Below are 24,435 nucleotides of genomic sequence, written 5' to 3' on the forward strand. Positions count from 1 at the left end.
AGTTTGCTGTTATGAAGAAGTGATTTCTATTAGTTATTGTTTGTAGCGCTGCAGTCCGTTTACCGTGACTGGCGCATTCCCGGAATAAATGCCCACGTCATAGTCTGCCAAACCATACAACCGGAAGCTCAGCGCCTTATCCTGGTTGATATAGACAGCCCCGACACCCGCGAGCGGGTCAAGCAGGATCTCCAGCGCCACTCCCTGCTGGGCATCTAACGGCAGTTGTACTGTTGGATAAGCCGGGTTGTGGCCTGCCGGTTCTGCTTTGTAGCTAACGACACCAGTCGCACTGTTTATCTCGATAAAAACATTACTTTCTGTTTGGTCAGCGTTAACTTTGCGCAGTTGCACACCGAAAATAGCATCACTGACAACAGAGCTGATATCCAGACTCAGTCTGTTCTTTACCGCCAACTTTTGCAGCGTAAAGGCCGCATCCGCATTCAAAAGCAGTTGCTCGTTTTGCGCTGAGACACTGCCTTGGGTCCAAATAGTATCTACCGGCACAGGCTCTGCTAACGCCTGCTTCAGCTTTTGTGGCAGTTCAACCTGCAACCTGCCGGCAACATGGCGAACCTGGTGCACTATAAGATCACCACCCCAGTCATATCTGTTGCCATCCATACGGCCTTCAGTGTGCGCAATCCAGCCAAACAGCAAGCGCTCATCGCCGCTGCCTGCCGTTCTTGCGGCATAAAATGCCCGGCCATCCACGGCGTCAAAATCCGGTTTGGTCCATACACCATCAACCTGTTGCAGGTATTTCACCTGGCGCGATTCATCGCGCTGATCGGAGTAAACAATAAAAGGTGTACCATCAAGACTAAAATAATCGGGCACTTCAAGGTTCAGGGTTGAGTCTTCCAGATAAAGCGGCGTCTGAGGCGCCCAATTCTGTAAATCCGTCGACGTGTATAAGCCGATAGCTGCCTGATTGTTGTAGCGGGACGTGATCAGCATCCAGTAGTTTTGCTGTTGTGCGTTCCAGACCACCATAGGATCACGGAAGTCGTAATCACTGTAGCCTGCCGAGCCGGAAAACTGCTCGCCAGATGATGCGGCCCAGTTATATAAACCTGTATCGGACGACTGGGCCCGCATAACCACTTCAACCGGCGTCAGATTTTTATTGTGCCCGGTATAGAACAGGTGCAACTGACCATTTTCAGCTTTAATTACACTGCCGGAGCCCAACCATTGATCTGCTGCATTGGCCGCGCCGGATGCAGACAGCACTTCACGTGGGAAACTAGAGGTTATTAAATCGTCAGTCTTAACCACCGACCAGGAGTGATTGCCAATATTCTGCAGGTAGTAAATGTAGTAACTGCCGTTGTGATAAAACGGGTTGGGATCGCCCATATCAAGCTTCAGCGCCTGATCATGCCCGTCAACTGTGCTGACAACCGAGTCTGTTGCAGGCTGAACGGCAGCGGACGGACTTTGCCTGATTTCATCAACCAGGATAAATGCCAGTGCGGCATCGTCAGGATTGGCATCATGGCGGTCAATTATTTCAATCACTGCTTTTTGTCCGCTTAAACCCGATACATCCCAACTTTGCCAGTCAACTTTACTTGCTTCGCCATTGCCTGAGGCGTGCCGGACTATTTTACCGTTGACCCGTAATACCATGGCAGTTGCCCGCGGATGGTCAAACGGATTAGTACCGCCACCAATCAGGAAATTAATGTACTTCTCGGTAATGGTGAATGTAGGAGAAACTAAAGTGCCGGTAGCCGCGTCGCCAATCCAGCCCAGTGCCGTACCATCGCCGGTAAAACCATCCGCCCGGCTGGAAAATACCCGCTCACCCACATGATTAACAATGTCGGCGCCCCAAAAACCACCATCCAGTTGCAGGAAATCGCCGGTAGCATGAAACTCATGTTGCTGATAGGTATTAAACTTACCGCAACAGAACTCAAAACCAGCAATATGTTGTCCCGGCTCCGCCTGGCGGGTAAAGGCCGATTTTCCGGCCGTGAGTGGGTTCGCGGCTAACTGAGCCGCAGCACCAACCTTGTCTGTTGCTACCGGCAGCGCCGCGGCTTTATCTGCTTTGCGAAATTCATCCGCCAGCATATATGGCAGCGCTTGATCGGAGTTATCTGCCGGATGCTGGTCAATAAACCGGATCTGTCCGGTTTGCCCGGCCAGATCTGCCACATCCCAGCTATGCCAGGCCATTGCTGCAGCCTGGTTATTACCATGGGCGTGCCGTACAACTTTATCATCAACCACCAGCACCACAGCAGTGGCATTGGCGGTGTCAAAACGATTAGCCCCGCCGCCAATCAGAAAATTAATGTACTGATGCGTGATCTCAAACGCCGGACTGTCAATAGTGCCGGTCGCTGCGCCACCTAACTGCTGTGCCGTGGTGTCTTGCTCATTATCAAACCCATCGCCGTAACTGGAAAAAACCCGTTCACCAATCAGGCCCGCAATGTCAGCCCCCCAGAAACCACCATCCAGTTTTAGAAAATCGCCGCTTGCGTTAACAAAGCCATGCTGCTGATAAGTATCGTAGCCACCGCAACAAAACTCAAAGCCCGACACATTTTGCCCGGGTTCATCTGAGCGCAGAAACAGACTCACACCCTCTGTAGCGGGATCATCAGATAAGGAGACATCAGTGTCGTCATCACCATCATCTCCTGAGCCGGGATTAAGCACATCTTCAATACTCTGGCCTTCTTCCAGCACAATCAACCCGACCCCACTGTCAGGTACCTTTTTAGCATCCCCGTCACAGCCCACTAACGACAAAGAGCTGAGACAAATAGAACCCAGTAAAAACAGACTATGTTTGCTCGCCATAAAACACCCTATCAAGTTTAGTTATTATTTTTTGGAGGTCTGTTCCGGCGGTATTGGCCCTTTGCGGTATCAGCTAAGAGCAGTTTTCACATGCATGTTTGGAAACCGTCAATTTTCCTGTTTTGCATATTGCACATTATTCGACCATCCACGCACCAATATACAACACAGCTTTAGTTAATCAAGTTTGACCAGTTCAGAAAAATGCAATAATTAAGAAATAATCAAGAATCCGCATTAAGGTTTATATTTATTCTCCTCTTAAAACAGTAACTTAATTATTAAAATAATAAATGACAAACCAAAAATAAAAAATAACATTGATTTAGTTATAAAGCTAAAACAGAATAGATGACATATAAGAGAAAGCATGCTAATGCCAAGATGCGCGGCTCATTACTATTGGCGAGGTGGCGTTTGCACCTTAAATGAACACGGAGAACACTATGATTGCGGTGCTTGGAGAGAACGTTGTTGATCTGTTAATGCAGCCTGATGGAAATTTTTGCCCTCATCTGGGGGGATCACCGTTTAACGTTGCCATTGGCATTGCCAAACAGGAAGTGCCTGTTACATACCTTTCGCCCATTTCACAGGACAGGTTTGGTGACAACTTTCTGAGCTATATGCAAACACAAGGCGTTCAGTATGGTGCGCCGCATCGCTCAGCGCTACCAAGCTCGGCGGCTATCGTCACGTTAGATGCGCAGCGCCAGCCACATTATAGTATTTACCGCCATCACGTTGCCGACAGGGATATCAGTACCGGGTTGCTGGTTTCTTGCCTGCCGGAAAAAACCCGGATATTGCACACCGGCTCTTTGGCATTGGAGCCTGAGGACTTAACAAAAGTTAAAACACTTTTAGCTTTTGCCAAATCCAGAGGGGTCAGGATCAGCATAGACATTAATATCAGAATGGATTTCGTCACCGATAAAGCCGCCTACAGTGCCGGCATTGAAGAGCTGGTACCACTTTGCGATTACGTTAAAGCAAGCGACGAAGATTTGACCAGACTGTATCCGGACATGCCCCTGAGCGATGCATTGGCAAAGTTTAAGTCCCTGATACCGGATGCACTCTTTGCTTACACTGAAGGTGATAAGGGCGCACTTTTATGCACCCAAGCGATAGAAATTACGATGCCGGTAATTCGTCCTGACGTATTCGGCGATACCGTCGGCGCGGGTGACACCTTTTACAGCATGCTGTTATCTTACCTCTGGTCTGAAAACCTCGACACTATTGCTCCCTCATTGCTGTCAGACACACAACTTCGCCCTGCACTTAAGCATGCTATTGTTGCCGCGAGTATCAATGTGTCCCGCCATGGCTGCATGCCGCCAAGCAAAGTGGAGGTTCAACAGAAACTGGCTTGCTGATGCCTTGATGATTGATTTACTGCAATTAAACTCTGCGTACCGTTAGGGTACGTAGTATCATCATAGAAAAATGTGCCTTAACTGGTTATTATTACGGCAAATATGGCGTTTCGCCGTTCAACCGTTGTACAACCAAGATAATGTGGAATTTTATGGGGCAAGGCAGTAATTCATCAACTCTCAGACAGTACAATGAGCGCGTGGTTATTTCCGCCGTGCGTAAGGCTGGCGTCGCATCTAAACCGGATCTTGCCAGAAGTATTGGTTTAACCCTGCAATCGTTAACCCGTATTGTCGATGCGTTAGAAGAAAAAGGGTTGCTGGAGAAATCCGGCCGGCGCAGTGTTGGCATTGGTCAGCCATCCAACCTGTACCAGATTAAAGCCGATGGCCTGTTTTCGGTTGGTATCAAGCTGGGCAGACAAAATATTGAGTATGTGCTATCTGACTTTGCCGGTCAGGTAATAGATAAAGCATCCCATCGTTATAAAGAACCCACTCCAGAGCAGCTTATCGACAGCTTAAGTAGCGGCATTGAAGTGATGCTGGGCAAACTATCGCCAGCACAACGTCAGCGCTTTGTTGGTGTCGGGATTGCGATGCCCTGGTTTTTAGGCAATTGGGCCGCACAGCATGAAATGGCACCTGACATCGCGCAGCAGTGGGTTGATATTGACTTCGCCAATGAATTGGAACAACGCCTGCCTTACAGCATATTCTTTGAAAATGACTGCTCAGCGGCCGCGGCTGCTGAGCTGTACTTTGGCCAGATAAAAGCGGCAAATAATTTCCTCTACATTTATATTGATACCTTTGTCGGCGGCGGTCTGGTACTCAATGGCGATCTGGAAAGAGGGGTGCATAGCAACGCCGCCAATCTGGCAACGTTACCTGTGCCGCAATCCAGACTGGACAGCCAAAGCAACACCTCAGGCTGGGATACCTTAGTTAACCGGGCTTCGATAGCAACACTGCTCAGACACCTGCAGTTTCATCAGGTTAATATCGATAATATTGCCGATCTTGCCGATATTATTGATGACAACCGGGCACTGGTGCATGACTGGATGCAGGACTGCGCAGAAGGCGTAGTATTCTGCATTATGTCTTGTGTCAGTTTCCTGGATTTGGAAAAGGTCGTCATTGACTCCCAACTGCCAACGTTCTTATTAATTGAGCTTATCAGCATGATCAAAAGACGGTTGGCAGCGATGCCAACGTCAAATTTATTCGTGCCACAGATCGAAAAAGGCAGCCTGGGTGAAGATGCGATCGCCATTGGTGGTGCTATTTTGCCGCTTTATTCGCATGTCGCACCAGACCGCACTGTACTGTTGAAAGGCGGCGTGCCGGACAGGTTGCAACAGAAATAACAGCATGGCGGATGGTACGCCATGCTGTCAGGTTTTACTTCGTTAATACAATAGCCTCAGAATGTTCTGTCTGGACCTCTTCCGAGATAGACTCCAGCGTACGCCCCTTTGTTTCAGGCATGACAAACAACACAAAAACCAGCTGCAGTACCATCATAAAAGCAAAGAAGATAAAGATAGTGGCGGGTGTAAATACACTTAAGAAAAACGGCATCAGTAAAGCAATTAATGCCGCAAATACCCAGTGTGTGCTGGCCCCGAGAGACTGACCTTTGGCGCGAACCGCATTAGGAAAGACTTCAGATATAAACACCCAGATCACCGCGCCCTGGCCAATGGCGTGCGAGGCAATAAACAGAAATACAAAAAACACCACGGCCATACCCCCTATGCCAGCATAAAAAGCATATGCCACTACGCTTAATGACACTATGTAGCCAACTGAGCCTATCAGCATAAGCAAACGTCTGCCGGCTTTATCAATCAAATACAGACCCAACATGGTGAAGATCAGGTTCACAATCCCCACGCCCGCCGACGAAAGTAATGCGGAGTCACTATCGAGGCCTGCCAGCGAAAAAATGCGCGGTGCAAAATAGATAATAAAATTAATGCCCGACAGTTGGTTAAAGAAAGCAACAAAAAACGCCAACATTACCGGGAAGCGATAGCGGGTTGAGAACAAACTGGATTTTTTTCCTGTCGGCCGGGTGCGCTTGATATCTGACACTATGCTATCTACATCTTTCTCTTGCAGCTGGTTAAATACCGCTCTGGCTGCAGCTTCATCTCCTTTATGCAGGATCAGCCAACGCGGGCTTTCTGACACCTTAAACACCAGAAACAGAAAGACCATAGCGGGAATAACTTCAACTCCCAACATCCAGCGCCAATCCTCAGCTGAAATACCTGATAACAAGTAGTTGCTGAAAAATGCGACTAAGATACCAAACACAATCTGGAACTGGTACATCGCAACCAGGCGCCCACGATGTTTAGCCGGTGCTATTTCAGCGATATACGCCGGCACTGCAATCGACGAAATGCCAACCCCTAAGCCACCGATAAACCGCATAAATGAAAACGTATAAGGATCTGCTGCCAACGCTGAGCCCAGCGCCGACAAAATATATAAAATACCGATAGCAATAAGGGTAGCCTTACGACCAAACCGGTCGCACGGCACACTACCAAAAAGCGCGCCAATGACAGTGCCCCACAATGCCGATGACATGATAAACATGCCGTGAAATAGCGGATCTGTTTGCCAAAGCTGCTGTATCGGCAGATCGGCTCCGGAGATAACTGCGGTGTCAAAACCGAATAAAAATCCGGCCAGCGCCACGGTTATCGCCCATAAAAAAATAGTCTTCATTACTCCCCCGATTAAATAACACTGTTTTAGTTATTGCGTCTGAGTAGAATAAAATCGGTGCAGATTGTCAAGCAGAATCTCTAATTTGGTGCAGGGCCTTAGCCGGCATTATCAGCATTGCGAGGGATTGAGTATGAATGGCACCAACAAAAAAGCCCCACAAACGTGAGGCTTCAGAGGATTTTAATTTACTGTTTTAAAATACTAATCCTAAAACGGGATATCGTCATCAAAGTCGATTGGCGGTTCCATCGGGGCGCGTTGTTGGTTCTGGGCCGGTTGCTGATAACCACCTTGTGGCTGCGCCGGTTTTTGATAACCGCCCTGCTGTGGTGCAGCTTGCTGGTAACCACCTTGTTGTGGTTGCTGATACGCCGGTGCAGCTTGTTGGGCTGGCTGCTGGTAGCCGCCTTGCTGTGGCTGAGCCGGTTTTTGGTAACCGCCTTGCTGACCGCCGCCCATACCACCGCCTTGTTGCTGGCCATCACCGCGGCCGTCTAACATTTGCAGTTCGTTGGCAATAATTTCTGTGGTGTAACGCTCTACACCGTCTTTATCCTGCCATTTACGGGTTTTCAGCTTACCTTCAATATACACTTTGCTGCCTTTACGCAGGTATTCACCGGCAATTTCGGCTAAACGCTGATAAATCACTACACGGTGCCATTCGGTTTGCTCTTTTTTCTCGTTAGTGGCTTTGTCGGTCCAGCTCTCTGAGGTTGCTACCGTTAAATTCGCCACTGCGCCGCCTTGCGGCATATAGCGCACTTCCGGGTCAGTACCCAGGTTACCAATCAGAATAACTTTATTAATGCCACGCGCCATGCGAATTCTCCTAAAAAATGTTTAAGCCCCGGCGGCTGTAATAACAGCCTGCGCTGCTGTGTGATCAAACTGTGCTGAACTGACTTTCAGATAACAGCGCTGCTCTGCCAGAACAATTGTAACTTCCTGCACCCCATTCAGTGTGGTCAGCTGCGCTGCCAGTGCACTGGCTTGCTGTTCGCTGGTTAACGACACGGCCAGAGACAGACGCTGGGCGCGTGGAGGAAGCTGAAGGGTGCTGGCAACTAACAGCCATATTAAACCAATAACCGCCAATGCGGCAAACAATGCTTGGTAACCAAAGTGCTGTACCAGTGTACCACCGGTTACGCCGCCTAAAAATGCACCAAAAAACTGGCTACTGGAATAAATACCCATAGCACTGCCACGCTGGCCTGCCGGTGCAATACGTGACACCAACGCTGGCAGGCTGGCTTCTAAAAAGTTAAAGCCAATAAAAAACAGCAGTAAAGCCATTGTCAGCGCAGTAAAACCGGGCACCAGCAATGCCAGCAGCATAGCGCTAACCAACAACGCTATGGCCAGTAAAAAGAAGCCTTTTTCCTGGGCTTTGCGCATCGCAATAATCATCATTGGGATCATCAGCACAAAAGAGCCCAGCAACACCGGCAAATAAAACTGCCAGTGTTTTACCGATACCAGGCCGTAGTTTTGCAGCAGTGCCGGCAGTGCGACAAACATTGCCGTCAACATTAAATGTAGCAGTAATACGCCCAGATCCAACTGCAGCAGTTGGCGGTGTTTAAGCATGTTACCCAAACTTTGCGGCAGCGCCAGTGTTTCTGCCATCGGTGCTTTGTTAACACTTTTAGGTAATAGCAGAGCGACCACCAGCATAGCGCCACAAGCCAGCACGGCGGTAAACCAAAATACGCCACTTAGCCCGGCCCACTTTGCCAGCAACGGCCCCAGTACCATTGCCACCGCAAAACTTAAGCCGATACTGGCACCTATAATTGCCATTACTTTGGGCCGCTGTTCTTCGCGGGTTAAATCGGCAGCCAGTGCCAGTATGGCACCGGCAATAGCACCGGCGCCCTGCAAAATACGGCCGAATGTAACCATATAAACAGAATCGGCCAGCGCAGCCACCACTGAGCCCGCGGCAAACAGAGTAAGCCCGCCCAGCATCACTTTGTGGCGGCCGATACGGTCAGACAACCACCCGAGCGGAATTTGCAAAATGGCCTGAGTTAAGCCATAAGCACCAATGGCCAGGCCTACCCATAACGGTGAAAAACCCTCCAGCTCGCTGCCATACAGTGCAAACACCGGCAGCAGCATAAACAGGCCCAACATCCGGCTGGAAAACACCAGCGCCAGCGCCATAGCCGCACGTTTTTCTAAAGAATTCAGTTGATGCATCAGGTATGAGTTAACCGCCCAAATAAGCGCGCCAGTGTAGCACAGAACCCGCGCGTTTTAAGCGGATTTCAGCCCGGTTTGCCGGTAAGATGCGACAAATCAGGCCACAACCTGTTTACTCTGACGATGAAATAACCCCACTGACAACAGCAGCAGGCTTAGCGGCAACAGGCAAAGGTAAAATGCCGTCTGGCCGTCAAAGTTGGCAAAGGTATAGCCGGTAACCATAGAGCCGGTGGTACCACCCAGGGCGGAAAACACCACAATAAGGCCTGTCATAGCGGCATGCCTCGCCTTGGGCAGCGCGCTTAATATCACCGAGTTAATTACCGGATAAATAGGTGCCATAAACAGGCCAATCAGCGGAAACAAATAGGCCGCCAGCGGCGCAGTAAATAAGCCAACCCCGGCATTGTGCTGAATATCACGGGTTAATGGCAGAGTCAGCAGTATTAGCAGTGCCATAGCCAGCAAACAGCTGTTTAACAGCACATACCAGGACAGCTTTTTCAGCACTACGCCGGCCAGAATACGCCCCAGTGCCAGGCTGGCAGCAAAAATGCTGGTTAACTGCACGCTAAGCTGGTTTGGCAGCTTCAGCACTTCATTGTTAAACGTTGGCAACCAGCTGCCAATACCTTGCTCTATCAGCACATATAAAAACGCCGATAGCACAAACACGAACACCAGCGGTTTATACACCAGCTGCAGCATGGCGATAAAATCCTGCTTTAATGGCTGGGCCGGTGGCAACTCCAGTTTGGGAAAAGGTGTGCTGCTTAGCAATGCCAGGTTGGCTAGACAAAGTAGCGCCAGTAGCCAATACACCTGTAGCCAGCCGCTGGCTTGTGGCGCTGCTGGGTCCATAAAAGCCGAAAACAACCAGTAGCCCGACAATACGCCAAGCATAAAACCGCCTTCAATAAAATTCAGCAAAGATGCATGCTCAGCTTTGGTGTTGGTAACCACGCCGATACTGGCGTACACCGATACCTTTACCAGCGCAAAACTGGCGCCCACGGTAAGAAATAACAACTTGGTAGTCCAGAATGCCGGGATCAGCGGCATCATGAAACAGGCCAGTGTTACCAGCACCAATGCAATTTGCAGCGCGGTTTTATAACCCAGCCGCGGCAGGTAAGAAGCAATAATAAAAGATACCACCGCTATCGGAATATCTTTAAAACCCTCCAACACACTGGCGGCTTCTTTACTGATTTGATAAGTGTGGATCACCTGCAAAATAACAGTACCCACGCTGTTTAGCAGAATGGCAAATACAAAATAGGTTAACAGTAGCGACAAGCGGATACGCAAAGTGGCCATGGTCTGGTTCTCATTTTATGCTGTGTGACACAGCTATAGTTGTTTTACCCTGTTGCCAGTCTGTTTGCTGACATTTTGCACTATACAACGCTTTCGCCGCATATTGCAATCGATTGCAAAAGCTGTATATTAAGCTTATTTACTGCAATTAGTCAGGTACGCTTTATGTCGTTACATCCCCATGCTGCCGTGCGGCCCCTTACCACCGAGCCCTGGGCTTTAACCGACAGCCACTATCAGCCACAACACATGCTGCTACAAGAGACACTGCTTAGCCTCGCTAATGGCTATATCGGCAGCCGCGGTACGCTGGAGGAAGGCACTCAAGCTGGCGTTGCCAGTTGCGAAGGCACCTATTTAAACGGCGTGTACAGCAGCGAACCGATTCATTATGGCGAGTCCGCTTACGGTTTTGCCAAACATAATCATAAAATGTTGCAGGTAGCCAATGGCAAAGTGCTGCAACTGAGCGTAGACGGCGAACCCTTTAGTGCTGACAAAGCCGGCAGCCACAGCCGCACACTGGATTTGCAGCAGGGCGTACTTAGCCGGCACAGTGAATGGCAAAGCCAAAGCGGTAAACAGCTACGTATCGCCAGCCGGCGTTTTGTGTCGCAGGCCAACCCGCATGTAATGGCCATTGAGCTGAGTATTACCGCGCTGAATTTCTCCGGTGAGGTTATTCTGACCAGCGGCCTGGATGCCGCTTATCCGGGTTTTTATAAAAAAGACGATCCGCGCGTTGGCGAAATGGCCATCGCCGACAGCTTAACCCTGCTTAGCCAGCAATTCAGCGGCGAAAAAAGCCTGATGCTACACCGGGCTAAAGGCGCGGATTTTATTGTCGCGGCCGCGGCTAGCCATGTACTGCCGGCAAATGCAGCTTTGCTGGCACAGGACGACAGCCAGAGTAATAAACTAACCCAGCACTTTGCTCTGCAACTGCAGCAAGGCGAAACACAAACGCTGCATAAACTGGTGATCTACTGCCACAGCACCAATGTTGACGATAGCAACAGCCTGGCGCAACAGGCACTGCAGTTACTCGGTAACGCGCAGCAGCAAGGCTTTGCAGCCTTGCTAAGCGAGCATCAACAGTGGTGGCAGCAATTCTGGCAGCAGGCAGATGTCAGCATAGAGGGCGATATTGCCCTGCAGCAAGCCATCCGCTTTAACCTGTTTAGCCTGGCGCAGTCTGCCGGCCGTAACGGCCAGAGTAATATTGCCGCTAAGGGTTTAACCGGCCCGGGCTATGACGGCCATTATTTCTGGGACACCGAAATTTACGTGGTACCGGTAATGAGCCTGACCCAGCCAGACATTGCCCGCCAGTTACTGAGCCAGCGCTACAGCCAGCTTGATGCAGCGCGTGAGCGCGCAAGCCAGATGTCACATAGCAGTGGCGCGCTGTACCCGTGGCGTACTATTGGTGGCGAAGAATGCTCGGCGTATTTCCCGGCCGGTACCGCGCAGTACCATATAAATGCTGCTATTGCCTATGCTATCCGCAGTTATTATCTGGCCACTGACGACTGGGCCTTTATGCGGCAGATGGGCGCTGAAATGTTGGTTGAAACTGCACGATTGTGGCTGCAACTGGGGTTCTTTTCTGCGCGCAGCGGCAAGTTTGAAATTCATATGGTCACCGGGCCGGATGAATACTCAGCCCTGGTAAACAATAACTTTTACACCAATGCCATGGTGCAATTGCAGCTGCGCTTTACGCTGCAAATAGCAGAAAAGCTGCAAACAGAACAGAGTCCGTTGTTGCAGCAGTTGGCGGTAACCGACGAAGAAATACAGCAGTGGCAACAGGCTGCCGATACCATGTATCTGGCGTTTGACGAACAACTGCAGGTGCACCCGCAGGATGATAATTTCTTAAGCCGCCAGCCGTGGGATTTTGCCAACACCCCGACCGACAAATATCCGCTGTTGCTGCACTATCACCCATTGGTAATTTACCGCCATCAGGTATTAAAACAGGCCGATGTGGTGCTGGCGCTGCTACTGCTGGATGATGCAATACCGCAGGCGCAAAAACAACGCGATCTGGCCTACTACGAGCCATTAACCACGCATGACTCCAGCTTATCCAGCTGTATTCACAGCATTCTGTTTGCCGAAACCGGCGACACCACAAGAGCACATGAGTTTTTTGGCGACAGCGCGCGGATGGATCTGGATAACCACCATGCTAATACCGAATTTGGCGTGCATATTGCCTGTATGGCCGGCAGCTGGATGTCGCTGGTAATGGGTTTTGCCGGCGTGCGCTCGCGCCCCGATGGCCTGTATTTTAAGCCGCAGCTGCCAGTGCAGTTGCCGGGCCTGAGCTTCCGCTTAAGTTACCGCGGCCGCGTGCTGCAGTTTAGCGCCGACAGCCGGCAGGCCAGTTATCAGCTAATCAGCGGCGAGCCGTTAACGCTGTTTCACTCTGGCCAGGCTGTAGCGCTAACCAGCGGCCAAACCGTAAGTAAAGCGATTGGAGTATCAGTATGAGCTGCCGCGCGGTGATTTTTGATTTGGATGGTGTACTTACCGACACCGCCATTTACCATTTTCGTGCCTGGAAGGCATTGGCCGATGAGCTGGGTATTGCCTTTACCGAACATGACAATGAACAGTTAAAAGGCGTTGACCGTTTAGGCTCCCTGCGCTGGATTTTGCAGCAAGGCGGGTTAACGCTGAGCGAAGCTGAAGAGGCGCGGCTGATGCAGCAAAAAAACGCGCATTATCTGGAGCTTATCGCCCATATGACAGCTGCCGACCTGTACCCGGGTGTGCAGCCGTTGTTTGCCCAGTTGCGACAAAGCGGTACTAAAATTGGCCTGGCCTCCGCCAGTAAAAACGCCGCCTTTGTGGTTGAGCGTTTAGGTATAGCGGCACAGTTTGATTATATTGCCGATGCCAACCAGGTAATAAACAGCAAGCCCGATCCGGAAGTGTTTTTACTCGCCGCCAACGGCCTGGGTGTGGCGCCACAGCACTGTATCGGTGTCGAAGATGCACTGGCCGGTATTGAAGCGATTAACCGCGCCGGTATGAAAGCGATAGGTATTGGTGATGCCAAGGTGCTAAGTGGGGCATTAAAGGTATATCCGGACGTAGCTGCAATTACACTGACAAATTTGCTGAAGTTGTAGTTACCTCTGCAGCAGTGGCGGTTAGCATTGTTGACGGGGCGACACAGAGTGTCTGACTGAGCGCGTCAGCGCGAGGGAGTTGCTGTGGCGAGCCCGGCGGCAATGGTAACGCAAGCCACGGCAAAGTTTTACCAAACCCGTCGCTTCAGTGTTTTCGTAAGCTGGACTGCCGTTCAATTAACTTTACCGGCAGCAGCTGTGATGCGGCTTTGCCGCCATTAATCCGGCTCAGCAGTTGCGCTACCAGCAGTTTACCACCGGCATGGGTGTCCTGTTTTACTGTGGTCAGCGATGGCGTGCAGTAGGCCGACATAGCAATATCATCAAAGCCGACCAGAGCCAGTTGCTGTGGCACCTTAATGTTGTGCTCCAGCAGCGCTTTCATCGCTCCCATGGCAATGGCATCACTGGCGGCAAAAATACCGTCCAGTGTAGCAAGCTCATTAAACAGCGCCTGCTGTGTCTGTAAATAACCGGCCTGAGCAGTAAAATCGGTATTAAGCTGCAATTTAGCCTCGGGCTTAATACCAGCCGCTTGCAACGCATCCTGATACCCAAGATAACGCATTTCAATTTCGGTATGGCGGATATCACCCAAAAAGGCGATACGCTTACAGCCCTGGGCCAGCAAATGCGTTACGGCCAGCTGTGCGCCCTGGCGGTTATCACTGCCAATTACCGGAAAACGCTCTGTGCCGGTTGCTGCGCCCCACACCACAAAGGGCACGCCGGCGTCGCTGAGTTGTTCTACCCGCTCGTCATGCTCGCCCTGGCCGATAACAATCAGGCCATCGGCCCGTTTTGAATCAAAGTAGTAACTACGCCAGTCTTTATCAGTGGTTTTGCTGGTGCTTAGCAGCATGTCGTAGCCCTGGCGTGTCAGCTCGTCAGCTATCACCCCCAAAATATCCAGCAGAAACGGATCTGTAATCGCCTGTTGGGTTTTGGCGTCAAACAGAATAATGACGGCGATAGTATGGCTTTTTTGCGTACGCAGGCTGCGCGCAGTGGCATTGACTTTAAACTGATGATCAGCAGCAATTTGCTGCACTTTTTGCCGGGTTTGCGCATTAATTACCGGATTATCGCGTAGGGCGCGCGACGCGGTTGACTCCGACACCCCGGCAAGCCGGGCAATATCAGATAAGGTCATGGTTTTTGCCGGTTTAATGGTCACTTTACCTACCTGGATTTACTGCTTTGTCCTGTTGTGCCATCAATAATGCCTTAAGCAGCGTGGTGTCGCAACGCCGCTGGCCAGCTGGTTACACATTTTATGTTTTTAACCGATAAATTTCTTTTGCAATCGTATGCAAAAACATCTTTAAGCGTATTGCAATCGATTGCAATATAGCCTATGTTTAAATCCGCACGGCACTAGACTGACCAAAAAGTGATTAAAACAACAGCCGCTGTAATCATCGACAGGATAGCAGGAGAACAAAAAATGGTAGCCAGACTCAACAAGATCAGTGCCGCTTTGGCGCTGGTATGCAGCATGCCCCTTATCGCACAGACTAATACAGACGCCACAGCTCCAACTGAAAGCCAGGGTGAAATAGAACAAATTGTTGTTACCGGTAAAGCCAGCGGTATGTCTGGTTTTAAAGTTGATACCAGTTACGCCATTACGAACGTGTCGGCCGAAAACATCGGCCGGCTGGCACCGAAAAGCACCGCTGAATTATTTACCGTAGTGCCTGGCGTATGGGCAGAAAGCTCAGGTGGTGTGGCAGGCGCTAATGTGTTTGTGCGCGGCTTTCCCAGCACAGGTGATGCGCCGTTTTTAACTATCCAGCTCAACGGCGCGCCAATTTTTCCGCCGCCAACTTTATCTTTTTTAGAAAACTCGTCGATTTTCCGCCTTGATGAAACCGTACATTTTATGGAAGCACTGCGTGGTGGTTCAACGCCGGTGTTATCTAACGGCCAGCCGGGTTTAACCACTAACTTTCTGTTAAAAGAAGGCAGCGAAGTCACCGAAGGCCTGGTGAAGTTTTCTACCTCCAGCTATGGCCTGCGCCGGGTTGATGGCGTGGTTAGCGGTGAAATTGCTGACCGGCTGTATGTTATGGCTGGCGGCTATATCAGTAGCTCAGAAGGCCCGCGCGAAACCGGTTTTAACTCAGAAAAAGGCCATCAGTTTACCGTTAATGTGACCAAAGAGCTGGATAACGGCAGTATTAATGTATACACCCGCCAGACTGACGACCACGGTGTATGGCACTTACCGGTAGCACTTAATGCACCGGGCGTAGATAACAACTACAGCCAGATTGGCCCGAACAACCGTTTAGGCAGCATTGCCTATGGCCCGGATGGCGAAGAACAAAGCTATGACTTTGGCGACGGCCGCGGCTGGAACGGCGGCATTACCGGCGGTACCGTCGACTTGGACCTCACCGATAGCTGGCGGTTAATGTACCGCTTTAGCCATATTGAAGGAGAAGCCAATACCTTTGGCCTGGTGCCGGAAGGCGGCGCCACTACGCTGGGTAACGTAGAGGGCATTAATGGCCCGGTAACAGGCGTTACCAGTGGCGACACTTACGATAACGATACCGTGGTACAACAAATTGGCCGCTGGGTGGTGTTAAAAGATATTGAAGCTTTTACCAATGACTTATCTTTCAGCAAAACTACCGACAATGCTGTATTTACGCTGGGTTATTACGCCACCAACTTCTCGGTACAGGATTGGTGGTCTATCGGTAACCAATCCTGGTTTGTGGTAGAAAAAGGCGGCGAAGAACTAAGTGGCATTGATTGTAACGATACACTGGCCAGTTGTAGCTGGAACTACGATATCGATGCCACCGGCGACGGCGATACCAGTGCCTTTTATGCCGCGGTAGAGTATCAGCTAAACGAACAATGGCGGGTTGATGTGGGTGCCCGGCGCGAAAACCACAAAATTACCTATGTGGTAGATGAAGGCTTAACCGGCGATATCAGCAAAGCGGTAGATTACGACGAAAGCAAAACCGCCTGGACCGCCGGCGTTAACTGGATGTGGCAGCGCAATATGGGTATGTTTGCCCGCGTCAATAAAGGCAATAAAATGCCATTTTTTGATGACTTCCGCGACAACTGGGGCGCTTTTGAAAGCGGTGACAAGCTGATTAAAGAAGTTACCCAGTATGAGCTGGGTTATAAATGGGCCGAGCAGAATTACAGCATGTACCTGACAGCCTTTTACAACGAAGTCGACGGCGAGCTGTTTGTATCCCGCCCTGGTGCACCGGCCGAAGTGCTGACCACTGAAGCCATGGGTATTGAGTTTGACGCCAACTACCGTGCAGATAACGGCTTTGCGGTAAATTTGAATGCCACCGTGCAGGACACCGAAATTACCAACCACCCTGATCCATTGGTAGTGGGTAATCAGGCCATCCGCCAGCCGGACTGGATGCTGCGGATAACGCCAAGCTATGGCTTCGATGTGGCTGATATGTATGCTACGGTATACGGCACTTTATCATCAGTGGCGGATCGCTACGGTGATAATGCCAATAGCGTGAAACTGGATGGTTACAGCAAAATCGATCTGGGCGTACAGCTGGATATTACCCAACAGCTAAAAGCACAGTTATCAGTGGCTAACCTGACTGATAAAGACGGTATTACCGAAGGCGATCCGCGCAGTGCCGGCAGCCCGAACGGCCGCTATATTATGCCGCGCAGTATCGATTTTAGTATCAGCTATACCTTTTAACATCCACTCCCTTGTTTCACCCGTATTGCCTCCGCTTAGTGCGGAGGCTTTTTTTTTGCCCCACATAGTGTATATTTGTACAGCTTTAATGCCTTCACTGCTGATAACCGGAAACCACAATGGATAAAATCGATATTCGCGGGGCCCGTACCCATAATCTGAAAAATATTTCGCTGACCATTCCGCGCGATAAGTTAATTGTGATCACCGGGTTATCCGGTTCCGGCAAATCGTCGCTGGCGTTTGATACGCTGTATGCCGAAGGCCAGCGCCGTTATGTCGAGTCGTTATCTGCTTACGCGCGGCAGTTTTTAAGTTTGATGGAAAAGCCCGATGTTGATCATATCGAAGGTTTATCACCGGCCATTTCAATCGAGCAAAAGTCCACTTCGCATAACCCGCGTTCTACTGTCGGCACCATTACCGAAATCTATGACTACCTGCGTTTATTGTTTGCCCGCGTGGGTGAGCCACGTTGCCCCACGCACGATTTACCGCTGGCAGCGCAAACCATCAGCGAGATGGTGGATAAAGTTACCGCCTTCCCGGAAGGCACCAAATTAATGGTGTTAGCGCCGGTGGTGCAGGAGCGCAAAGGCGAACACGTAAAAACACTGGAAACCTTAGCTGCCCAGGGCTATATCCGTGCCCGGATCGACGGCGAAGTCTGTGATTTATCCGACCCGCCAACGCTGGATTTACACAAGAAGCACACCATTGAAGTAGTGATCGACCGCATTAAAGTGCGCGATGACGTAAAAACGCGTTTAGCCGAATCATTTGAAACCGCGCTGGCGTTATCCGGCGGTGTGGCTAAAGTCGCTTTGATGGACGAGCCAAACGCCGCAGAGCTGGTGTTCTCGGCCAATTTTGCCTGCCCCAGCTGCGGCTATTCGATGGTGGAACTGGAGCCGCGCTTGTTTTCATTTAACAACCCGGCCGGCGCCTGCCCAACGTGTGACGGCCTGGGTATGAAGCAGTACTTTGACCGCAATAAAGTCATTGTCAGCGACGAGCTCAGCCTGGCCGGCGGCGCTATACGGGGTTGGGACAAACGCAACTTCTATTATTTCCAGATGCTGAAATCGCTGGCCGAGCACTATGGCTTTGCACTGGATGTACCCTTTAACAGCCTGACCAAGCCCCAGCAAGACGCCATTTTACAAGGCAGCGGCAAAACAGTAATAGATTTTAAATACCTGAATGATCGCGGCGATATCGTGCAACGCAGCCACCCGTTTGAAGGCATTTTGCCAAATATGGAGCGGCGCTACCGCGAAACCGAATCAAACTCGGTGCGTGAAGAGTTAAGCAAGTATCTGGCACATCAGGCCTGCCCAAGCTGCAACGGCACCCGCTTACGCGAAGAAGCCCGCCATGTGTTTATCGGCCAGACTAATCTGCCGCAAATCGTCGAGCTGTCGATTGGCGATTGCATGGCATTTTTCCAGCAACTGGCCCTTACCGGCCAGCGCGCACAAATTGCCGAAAAAGTATTAAAAGAAATTCAGGACCGCCTGAGCTTTCTGGTTAACGTGGGCCTTAACTATCTTAACCTGTCGCGCAGCGCAGAAACCTTATCCGGCGGCGAAGCGCAGCGCATCCGCTTAGCCAGCCAGATTGGCGCTGGCCTGGTTGGCGTAATGTATGTACTGGATGAACCTTCTATTGGTTTGCACCAGCGCGATAATGACCGTCTGCTTGGCACACTGCGCCACCTGCGCGATTTGGGTAATACCGTGATCGTGGTCGAACACGATGAAGATGCCGTGCGCATGGCAGACCATATTATCGATATCGGCCCGGGCGCCGGTGTACACGGCGGCCATATCGTGGCCCAGGGCACACTGGAGCAGGTTATGGCAGCGCCAGATTCCTTAACCGGCCAGTATTTATCCGGTACGCGCAAAATAGAGGTACCGAAAAAACGCCATAAACCGGGCAAAAAATGGTTAGAAGTAGTAGGCGCAACCGGTAATAACTTAAAAAATGTTGACCTTGCCATTCCGTTTGGCCTGATGACCTGCATCACCGGCGTGTCCGGCTCGGGTAAATCTACCCTGATCAACGACACGCTGTTTCGGGTAGCGCACCGGGTACTGAACAAAGGCGAGGGTGACGACCCGGCGGCGCATCGCGAAATTAAAGGCCTGGATCACTTTGATAAGGTTATCGATATTGATCAGAGCCCAATCGGCCGTACACCACGCTCTAATGCCGCTACCTACACCGGTATTTTTACCGCCGTGCGCGAGCTGTTTGCCGGTACTCAGGAATCACGCTCACGCGGTTATCAGGTCGGCCGTTTCAGCTTTAACGTTAAAGGCGGCCGCTGCGAAGCTTGTCAGGGCGATGGCGTTATTAAGGTAGAAATGCACTTTTTACCCGATGTTTACGTGCCGTGCGATGTCTGTAAAGGCAAACGCTACAACCGCGAAACGCTGGAGATTAAATACAAAGGCAAAAATATCCACGAAGTGCTGGATATGACAGTCGAAGACGCTCTGGCTTACTTTGAAGCCATACCGGCAATTAACCGCAAGCTACAAACGCTGATGGACGTTGGCTTAAGCTATATCAAACTGGGGCAATCCGCCACCACGCTGTCGGGTGGTGAAGCGCAACGGGTAAAACTGGCGCGTGAGCTAAGTAAACGTGATACCGGTAAAACGCTGTATATTCTGGATGAACCCACCACTGGCCTGCATTTTTACGATATTCAGCAACTGCTGAACGTACTGCACCGGCTGCGTGACCACGGCAACACCATAGTAGTGATCGAGCATAATCTGGACGTGATAAAAACCGCCGACTGGATAGTAGACTTAGGCCCCGAAGGCGGTAGCGGCGGCGGCGAAATACTGATCGCCGGTACGCCAGAGCAAGTTGGCGACTGTGAAAAATCCTACACCGGGCATTACTTAAAGCCGTTGTTAAATTAGTAGAGCAAAAATTATGAGTCTGCAAAAGTTTAAGCAACGCGCTTTAGCCAACCCGGAAGTTAAAGCTGAGTATGAACTACTGGAAAGTGAATTTGCCTTTATTGACCAGCTACTGTCTATGCGCACTCAGGCTGGACTTACCCAGGCGCAGGTCGCGGAGAAAATGCAAACTCAGAAAAGCAATATCAGCCGTTTAGAACGGGGCAACGCTAACCCCAGTTGGTCTACGTTACTAAAGTATGCACATGCCTGCGGCTTTGAGTTGACCATTAAGCCGCTAAAAACCCAAAGCCACAATCACTAAACTTAAAACATGGCTCTACAACCAGCGCCTTACCTGCGTAGTGTAGGATTGATACTCAGCGCCAAACTTATGCAGCAAGTGCCGCTCTTCCGGCGCTATCTGAAACCGGTTCATATACAGCACAAACAGCGGCAGCAAAATAAAAGCTACCGCATTCATCAGGTAACAGGCCAGTGCCGTCAGTAGCAGTAAAAAGCCTAAATACATAGGGTTGCGGCTGTAACGGTAAATACCCCGCGCCACCAGGCTGGAAGTTTGCTGCGGCACGCGTGGGTCTACCGTGGTATTGGCGCGGCGAAATGCCAATACGCCTGACAGGGCAACCACAACACCAGCACCTGCAAAACCGATGGTCAATACCAGTCGCCAACCCACAGGCAAAGCCAAAGGCGGTGCCAGCTGCGCCAGTAGCCACATCGCTAAGGCAAACAGTGCGACCAAAACAAGCGGCGGAATTTTAAGTTCAAGGGCCTGCATAAATCCGTCCTGTTTTATGCTAACGACAACAGGTGTTTGCGTACAGCATGAGCGGTGTAATACAGCGGATAAACCAGATGTTGCTGTTCCAGCGGCGACGAGCCCTGAGTACCGGTCAGTTTAATGGTTTTAACGGGGTTGCACTTTTCAATATAAGACTGCAGTGACCTGGCCTTGGTACGCTTACCGCTTTTTACTTCCAGCGGTATGATGTTGCCGGCGCTATCAGCCAGAATAAATTCTATCTCAGCCCGGGCATCGCCCCACGAAAAAGTAGGATCAACGCCAAGGGCAGCCAGCTCCTGCTGGACAAAATTTTCTGCTATATAACCCTTGTAGTCATAATTTTGCTGCTTAATCTCAAGATAGCTGACCCCCAGCATATGGTTAAGTAAGCCAACATCAAACAAAAACAGCTTAACCATATTATCTTTTTTATAGGCAGCTAACGGGCTGCGCGGTGTGCCTTCGACAGGATAGTTCTTTAAGATCAGCCGGCACTTCTCCAGCCAGACAATACCGCTTTCCAGCTCCTGATAACGCGATTTGCGCTCATGCACCTGTTTAAACTTAAAGCGTTTAACCGACTCGTCCAATACGGCCGCAAGCTGAGCCGGCACGGCAGTAAACACAGATTCAATCAGGCCGGCATCAACCTTACCGGAATATTTACCAAAATCCCGCACATAACCGGCCAGCAAATCGGCATGCACCTGTGATACCGCTTTTACCCGCTCAAGAATGCTTTGTTCAGCCAGCTTAAACCACAGACTGACGGCTTCCGGCATACCGCCGGTAAAGTAATAATCTGTCAGCTTATCAAACAATTTAGTGTGGGCGGCAGCTGAGTTTTGCCCGGCATCATAAGCGTTTAACAGCACGGCCTCGCCAGAGGCCAGTAAGAACTCGCGGAAGGTTAACGGCCGTAAATTGTATTGCTCAACCTTGCCTACCGGGAAGGTATTCAGCAAGCCGATATTAGAGCCACTGGCAGCAATAAAAGCCTGCGGGGTTTGCTCGGCAAAGTACTTTAATGCCGTTACCGCACGGGGGCATTCACCAATTTCATCGAGGATCAGCAGGTCGGTTTCAATATTAAAACGCTGCCCTGTTAATAGCTCGATATTGCTCAGCACATCGCCTGGGGCTAACGAGCTGGCAAAGGCGTCCTGCATTTGTGGCGACTCAAGAAAATCAATCCGTAGCACCTGCGAAAACTGCTGGCCCAATAGCACTTGCAGTAAATAGGTTTTACCGGTTTGCCTGGCACCATCAATCAGCAGGGGTTTACGCTCAGGTTTCGCCTTCCAGCTAAGCAGTTCTGTCAATAACCCGCGTTCCATAACACCACCTTAATGCAGTCACATTGCGCCGACATTACACTTTTCTGCGCATAAAAACAAATTTAATCACACTTTTATGCGCATAAAAATGTTAAATTCCGCATTTTTTAGCGCATAAAAGTGCGGTAATTGGCTTTGGTTTGGCAGTGGCTCCCATCAAGTTCGCTGAAAAATGTGCTCGCGATGAAAGGCTAAAAACTGTGCTGCTGGGTAAAACTTTTCTGGCAGCGCTATAGGCCTGCCATGAAAACTAGCAATTGCCGTATTAAAAAACAGGTCATTTGTATCCGTGTTTTGGCTAGACACTACTACCCGATAATCCTCATCAATGGTGATCACACCCAAATCGAAGGCTTTGTCATGCAATGCCGATAGCGCTAAACCATTATGCGGATTTAACCTGTTATGTTCGTCTTCACGCCACGGCACTATATGGCTGGCTACCAATAATTTGGTGTTAGCTAAGCCACTAATACAGCAACGCTGATTGTAAGCACTTAACACCGCATCGCGAAAGAACTGCTGGCCAATTCGCACTTTCACTTCGGTTATTTTTGAGGTGGTTCGGTTGCTGGGCCCGTCGATGGCAGTTGGCAAGCTCGTTGCACAAAGTTCCTGCTCTGCTTGCGCCATCGCAATAGAAAAAGCTGCCCAATCTTGCTGCATTTCTTGCCACATTGCTTTATCAGCACTAGATGCACCGCTTAAACCCGAACGTCCCGTAGAGGTGATGGCAGGGTCTAAGCTGGCAATATTGGATAGCTTCATCGCCAACGCTGAAGGTGTGCGGCCAATCAAATTTGCATACTGAATAATTTCCGGATTACGCATATGAAAGCGGCCAAAAGGTAAGCGGCCATACAGGCTAAAAGCCACTAAACTTTGCTGCCTTGTCCAGCCTGATGACGCCATGCTCTATTCCGAAATGTCTGAATATTTGTATTTAAACAACATAATGTCACTGAAATCGTCAATAAAAAAGGGGCAACAACTGTTGCCCCAAAAACGCTAGTGTAGCTACCAAGGAAATTTAGAACTGGCCGGTAACGCCTAAGCGGTAAACTTTATAGCCAGAGCTATCAGCGTTGCTGCCAAAACCTGCTTCTAATGCCCAGCTGCGGTTAAAGAAGTGCTTGGCTGTCAGGCCGTAATTGTCGACTTTGTCGTAAGATACGCCAACTGAGGTCATCTTGCTGAAATAGTAATCAGCGTCAACCGCCCAGCTTGAACGGTCAAATTCCTCTTTCAGTGATGCACCTAAAGCAATAAAACGGTCAGCACCCAGGCTGGCGAAATATTTACTGCTGATACCATATTGGTCAAACTCATCGTCGGTATGCGCAGTAAAACCAACATAGTCACTACCCTGCAGCTGGTGGTTGTAACTGGCAGAAAACAGATAAGAAGTGCTGCCTTCTTCAGGTTTTGCAGCTTGTGCGCGGACAATAAAATCTTTTGAAATCAGATAGCCAATACCAACAGATGTGGCATGGAAGCCAGCATTTTCAGTAAAGCGTGCAGAGAAAACCAGATTGTTGTCAGCAAAATACTCACCGCCGACAGACCAGAAGTTTTCGTCATAAAAGCGGCTGAATGCTGCATTTACATTAGTAACTTTATTAATATATTCAAACTGATCCAGCGGGCCTAAGGTTTGTTTTTTATCAAAGAAGTAAGTACCGTTTAAAGACCATAAATTCTCACTGTCTCCGCTGTAACGCTGATGATACGCTTCCAGGTCGGTGAATAACTGATACTCTTCTGCAGATACGGTTGCAGAAGCTGCCAGTGCGATAACAGGTAATACATACTTTAACGTCATTGTTTTTATTCCCTAAGTTGGTAATTGCGGCGCGCATACTAACGGCAGGAAATACAAATGTAAAATACAAAAGCCATTTAAATTCACAAAATAAACCAACAGTTTACTTTTTAAGCAATGCCGGAGATAAATCAGTCAAACTCATTACGATTCAGGCAGTAAAAAAACAAAAGGCACAATTCAAAAGATTGCG

Annotated in this window: 17 protein-coding genes; 7 read left to right on the forward strand and 10 right to left on the reverse strand. The window is 50.0% G+C overall.

What is annotated here, in order from left to right; genetic code table 11:
* Positions 1-33: 33 nt before the first annotated feature.
* On the reverse strand, positions 34-2,826 hold the full coding sequence (locus AR688_RS17205; protein ID WP_082694824.1) for a hypothetical protein: 2,793 nt from the start codon (positions 2,824-2,826) through the stop codon (positions 34-36).
* Between the two features lie 446 nt (positions 2,827-3,272).
* Between AR688_RS17205 and AR688_RS17210 the strand changes: the two genes are divergently transcribed.
* Both AR688_RS17210 and AR688_RS17215 read left to right on the forward strand, forming a co-directional pair.
* On the forward strand, positions 3,273-4,208 hold the full coding sequence (locus AR688_RS17210; RefSeq protein ID WP_068236911.1) for a carbohydrate kinase family protein: 936 nt from the start codon (positions 3,273-3,275) through the stop codon (positions 4,206-4,208).
* A 152-nt stretch (positions 4,209-4,360) separates the two neighbouring features.
* Entirely contained in the window at positions 4,361-5,581 is a 1,221-nt protein-coding gene (locus tag AR688_RS17215; protein ID WP_197412270.1) for an ROK family transcriptional regulator, read from the forward strand.
* Between the two features lie 34 nt (positions 5,582-5,615).
* On the opposite strand, the gene AR688_RS17220 is transcribed toward AR688_RS17215, so the two are convergent.
* The 4 genes from AR688_RS17220 to AR688_RS17235 all read right to left on the reverse strand — a co-directional run bounded on the left by AR688_RS17220 (position 5,616) and on the right by AR688_RS17235 (position 10,493).
* Positions 5,616-6,956 (reverse strand): sugar porter family MFS transporter, encoded by a 1,341-nt coding sequence (locus AR688_RS17220; protein WP_068236915.1) that lies wholly within the window; start codon positions 6,954-6,956, stop codon positions 5,616-5,618.
* Between the two features lie 210 nt (positions 6,957-7,166).
* Positions 7,167-7,781, reverse strand: a complete 615-nt coding sequence (gene ssb / locus AR688_RS17225) for a single-stranded DNA-binding protein (RefSeq protein ID WP_068236918.1) — start codon at positions 7,779-7,781, stop codon at positions 7,167-7,169.
* Positions 7,782-7,802: 21 nt separating this feature from the next.
* A complete protein-coding gene (locus AR688_RS17230) occupies positions 7,803-9,167 on the reverse strand; it encodes an MFS transporter (RefSeq protein ID WP_068236921.1) in 1,365 nt (454 codons plus the stop codon).
* A gap of 99 nt (positions 9,168-9,266) precedes the next feature.
* On the reverse strand, positions 9,267-10,493 hold the full coding sequence (locus AR688_RS17235; RefSeq protein WP_068236924.1) for an MFS transporter: 1,227 nt from the start codon (positions 10,491-10,493) through the stop codon (positions 9,267-9,269).
* Between the two features lie 165 nt (positions 10,494-10,658).
* Between AR688_RS17235 and AR688_RS17240 the strand changes: the two genes are divergently transcribed.
* Both AR688_RS17240 and pgmB read left to right on the forward strand, forming a co-directional pair.
* Positions 10,659-12,995 carry a glycoside hydrolase family 65 protein gene (locus tag AR688_RS17240; RefSeq protein ID WP_068237299.1) on the forward strand — a complete coding sequence of 779 codons (2,337 nt, stop codon included), beginning with the start codon at positions 10,659-10,661 and terminating at the stop codon, positions 12,993-12,995.
* Positions 12,992-13,639 (forward strand): beta-phosphoglucomutase, encoded by a 648-nt coding sequence (gene pgmB, locus AR688_RS17245; RefSeq protein WP_068236926.1) that lies wholly within the window; start codon positions 12,992-12,994, stop codon positions 13,637-13,639. The genes AR688_RS17240 and pgmB overlap by 4 nt, the downstream gene beginning before the upstream one ends.
* Before the next feature lie 145 nt (positions 13,640-13,784).
* Here the strand turns inward: pgmB and AR688_RS17250 are convergent, their stop codons facing one another.
* A complete protein-coding gene (locus tag AR688_RS17250) occupies positions 13,785-14,816 on the reverse strand; it encodes a LacI family DNA-binding transcriptional regulator (RefSeq protein WP_082694827.1) in 1,032 nt (343 codons plus the stop codon).
* 270 nt (positions 14,817-15,086) lie between these two features.
* Between AR688_RS17250 and AR688_RS17255 the strand changes: the two genes are divergently transcribed.
* The 3 genes from AR688_RS17255 (at position 15,087) to AR688_RS17265 (ending at position 20,600) form a co-directional block, all read left to right on the forward strand.
* Positions 15,087-17,354 carry a TonB-dependent receptor gene (locus tag AR688_RS17255; RefSeq protein ID WP_068236929.1) on the forward strand — a complete coding sequence of 756 codons (2,268 nt, stop codon included), beginning with the start codon at positions 15,087-15,089 and terminating at the stop codon, positions 17,352-17,354.
* A gap of 119 nt (positions 17,355-17,473) precedes the next feature.
* A complete protein-coding gene (gene uvrA / locus AR688_RS17260; protein ID WP_068236932.1) occupies positions 17,474-20,296 on the forward strand; it encodes an excinuclease ABC subunit UvrA in 2,823 nt (940 codons plus the stop codon).
* A gap of 13 nt (positions 20,297-20,309) precedes the next feature.
* Entirely contained in the window at positions 20,310-20,600 is a 291-nt protein-coding gene (locus tag AR688_RS17265; RefSeq protein ID WP_068236935.1) for a helix-turn-helix domain-containing protein, read from the forward strand.
* A gap of 15 nt (positions 20,601-20,615) precedes the next feature.
* On the opposite strand, the gene AR688_RS17270 is transcribed toward AR688_RS17265, so the two are convergent.
* The 4 genes from AR688_RS17270 to AR688_RS17285 all read right to left on the reverse strand — a co-directional run bounded on the left by AR688_RS17270 (position 20,616) and on the right by AR688_RS17285 (position 24,242).
* Positions 20,616-21,077, reverse strand: a complete 462-nt coding sequence (locus AR688_RS17270; protein ID WP_068236938.1) for a methyltransferase family protein — start codon at positions 21,075-21,077, stop codon at positions 20,616-20,618.
* 14 nt (positions 21,078-21,091) lie between these two features.
* Positions 21,092-22,420, reverse strand: a complete 1,329-nt coding sequence (locus AR688_RS17275) for an ATP-binding protein (RefSeq protein WP_068236941.1) — start codon at positions 22,418-22,420, stop codon at positions 21,092-21,094.
* Positions 22,421-22,576: 156 nt separating this feature from the next.
* Positions 22,577-23,332 (reverse strand): HNH endonuclease, encoded by a 756-nt coding sequence (locus tag AR688_RS17280; protein ID WP_068236944.1) that lies wholly within the window; start codon positions 23,330-23,332, stop codon positions 22,577-22,579.
* Positions 23,333-23,450: 118 nt separating this feature from the next.
* Positions 23,451-24,242, reverse strand: a complete 792-nt coding sequence (locus AR688_RS17285; protein WP_068236947.1) for a putative porin — start codon at positions 24,240-24,242, stop codon at positions 23,451-23,453.
* Positions 24,243-24,435: the final 193 nt, after the last annotated feature.

Source organism: Rheinheimera sp. EpRS3 (assembly GCF_001513785.1).
In the GTDB taxonomy this organism is placed as follows: Bacteria; Pseudomonadota; Gammaproteobacteria; order Enterobacterales; family Alteromonadaceae; genus Alishewanella.

Excerpts from the sequence above, each read along its gene's own strand:
- AR688_RS17205 (WP_082694824.1), bottom strand. The coding sequence starts at position 2,826 with ATGGCGAGCAAACATAGTCTGTTTTTACTGGGTTCTATTTGTCTCAGC.
- AR688_RS17210 (WP_068236911.1), top strand. The coding sequence starts at position 3,273 with ATGATTGCGGTGCTTGGAGAGAACGTTGTTGATCTGTTAATGCAGCCT.
- AR688_RS17215 (WP_197412270.1), top strand. The coding sequence starts at position 4,361 with ATGGGGCAAGGCAGTAATTCATCAACTCTCAGACAGTACAATGAGCGC.
- AR688_RS17220 (WP_068236915.1), bottom strand. The coding sequence starts at position 6,956 with ATGAAGACTATTTTTTTATGGGCGATAACCGTGGCGCTGGCCGGATTT.
- ssb (WP_068236918.1), bottom strand. The coding sequence starts at position 7,781 with ATGGCGCGTGGCATTAATAAAGTTATTCTGATTGGTAACCTGGGTACT.
- AR688_RS17230 (WP_068236921.1), bottom strand. The coding sequence starts at position 9,167 with ATGCATCAACTGAATTCTTTAGAAAAACGTGCGGCTATGGCGCTGGCG.
- AR688_RS17235 (WP_068236924.1), bottom strand. The coding sequence starts at position 10,493 with ATGGCCACTTTGCGTATCCGCTTGTCGCTACTGTTAACCTATTTTGTA.
- AR688_RS17240 (WP_068237299.1), top strand. The coding sequence starts at position 10,659 with ATGTCGTTACATCCCCATGCTGCCGTGCGGCCCCTTACCACCGAGCCC.
- pgmB (WP_068236926.1), top strand. The coding sequence starts at position 12,992 with ATGAGCTGCCGCGCGGTGATTTTTGATTTGGATGGTGTACTTACCGAC.
- AR688_RS17255 (WP_068236929.1), top strand. The coding sequence starts at position 15,087 with ATGGTAGCCAGACTCAACAAGATCAGTGCCGCTTTGGCGCTGGTATGC.
- uvrA (WP_068236932.1), top strand. The coding sequence starts at position 17,474 with ATGGATAAAATCGATATTCGCGGGGCCCGTACCCATAATCTGAAAAAT.
- AR688_RS17265 (WP_068236935.1), top strand. The coding sequence starts at position 20,310 with ATGAGTCTGCAAAAGTTTAAGCAACGCGCTTTAGCCAACCCGGAAGTT.
- AR688_RS17270 (WP_068236938.1), bottom strand. The coding sequence starts at position 21,077 with ATGCAGGCCCTTGAACTTAAAATTCCGCCGCTTGTTTTGGTCGCACTG.
- AR688_RS17275 (WP_068236941.1), bottom strand. The coding sequence starts at position 22,420 with ATGGAACGCGGGTTATTGACAGAACTGCTTAGCTGGAAGGCGAAACCT.
- AR688_RS17280 (WP_068236944.1), bottom strand. The coding sequence starts at position 23,332 with ATGGCGTCATCAGGCTGGACAAGGCAGCAAAGTTTAGTGGCTTTTAGC.
- AR688_RS17285 (WP_068236947.1), bottom strand. The coding sequence starts at position 24,242 with ATGACGTTAAAGTATGTATTACCTGTTATCGCACTGGCAGCTTCTGCA.